Annotated in this window: 2 protein-coding genes and 1 pseudogene; all 3 read right to left on the bottom strand. The window is 76.8% G+C overall.

The annotated features are described in order from the left end of the window. Positions 1 to 263 (bottom strand): annotated as a pseudogene (locus FV223_RS27720) (urea amidolyase); the annotation flags it as partial. Continuing rightward, complete coding sequence (locus FV223_RS27715) at positions 260 to 1,015, bottom strand: allophanate hydrolase subunit 1 (RefSeq protein WP_147729887.1); 756 nt, start codon at positions 1,013 to 1,015, stop codon at positions 260 to 262. The gene FV223_RS27715 and the pseudogene FV223_RS27720, both read right to left, overlap by 4 nt. A 4-nt stretch (positions 1,016 to 1,019) precedes the next feature. Then, on the bottom strand, positions 1,020 to 1,375 hold a 356-nt coding region (locus tag FV223_RS27710; RefSeq protein ID WP_187276278.1), incomplete at its 5' end, for a LamB/YcsF family protein.

The following is a 1,375-nucleotide window of genomic DNA, read 5'->3' as shown; positions in this document are numbered from 1 at the left end:
TGGCCGTCGAGGGCGATGCGGAAGCCCGTGCTCGCCAGGACGAGGCCGAGCGGGCCGCCCTTCGCCGCGACGGTGATGCCGCCGGCCGAGACCTCGATCGCCGTGGCGCCGGGCGGGTTGCCGGCGGCGCGGTTGGCGGTGTCGAAGGCGAGCGCGTCCATCGGCCCGGCAGAGGTGATGCCGTAGCGCAGGTATCCGTGGCGCCCGGCATCCTGCAGCGTCACGCTCGGCCCGGCGGCGAGGATCGCGAGGCGCGGGCTCACGGCGCCGGGTCCCCGGCATAGGCTTCGCGCCGGGCCACGACCTCGCCGGCTGCGGCGCGCCGCTCCAGGGCCGAAAAGGTCGCGGCGTCCACCGGCGCGAAGCGGATGCGGTCGCCGGCGGCGACCGGGAAGGTCTCGTCGCGCTCGGGCGCGTAGAGCCGGGCCGGGGTCCGCGCGATGACGTACCAGCCGGTCGGCATCGGCACGGTGCCGATTGCGGCGAGCCCTCCGCCGACGAGGAGCGCGTTGGCCGGATGCGGCGGGCGGGGCTTTGCCCGGCGCGGCACCGCCAGTTCCCTCGGCAGGCCGCCGAGATAGGCGAAGCCCGGCGCGAACCCGTACATGTAGACCCGGTAGGTCGCCCCCGCATGCAGGCCTGCCACCCGCGCCGCGGAAAGGCCGGTGCGCTCGGCGATGGCGGCGACGTCCTCGCCGCAGGGCTCGCCCGCGCTGGTCTCGGCATAGCAGCAGGGCAGCGTCCAGAGCGTCGGCGCGGCCCGGCCCGCACCGGCAGCGTCCGCGAGCGCGACGACCCGCGCGGCAAGCGCCGCGCGATCGAGCACGAGCGGATCGTAGTGCATCATCAGCGAGCGGTAGGTCGGCACGGTCTCGTGGAGGCCGGCGGGCGGGTCGGCGCGCAGGGCGTCGTCGAGCGCCAGCACCCGGTCGTTGATCGCCGGATCGACCGCGCTGCCGAACTCGGCGACGAGCGCCGCCTCCCCGGCATCGAGCAGGCGCGGAGGCGGTCCCACCTCTTCAGGCCCGGAACGGGGCGAGGCGGATGCCGGCGCCCTCGAGCCGGTCGCGCACCGCCCGGGCGGTGGCGACCGCGTGCGCGGAATCGCCGTGGACGCAGACCGAGCGGATTGGCGTCGGCAGGCGGGTGCCCTGCGCGGTGACGATCGCGCCGGCCTCTACCATGGCGAGGACGCGGCCGGCGGCCTCCTCCGCGCCGTCGATCATCGCCCCGGGCCGGCCGCGGGCGATCAGCTGGCCGTCCTCGGCGTAGCCCCGGTCGGCGAAGATCTCCTGGTGGACCTCGAGGCCCGCCGCCTCGCCGGCCGGCACCTGCGCCGTCAGCGCGATGGCCAGCAGCGCCAGGTCGCGGTCGA

Source organism: Methylobacterium sp. WL116 (assembly GCF_008039455.1).
Lineage (GTDB): Bacteria > Pseudomonadota > Alphaproteobacteria > Rhizobiales > Beijerinckiaceae > Methylobacterium.
Note: the sequence above shows the minus strand (reverse complement) of the source record. Positions and strands in the feature narration are given on the sequence as shown.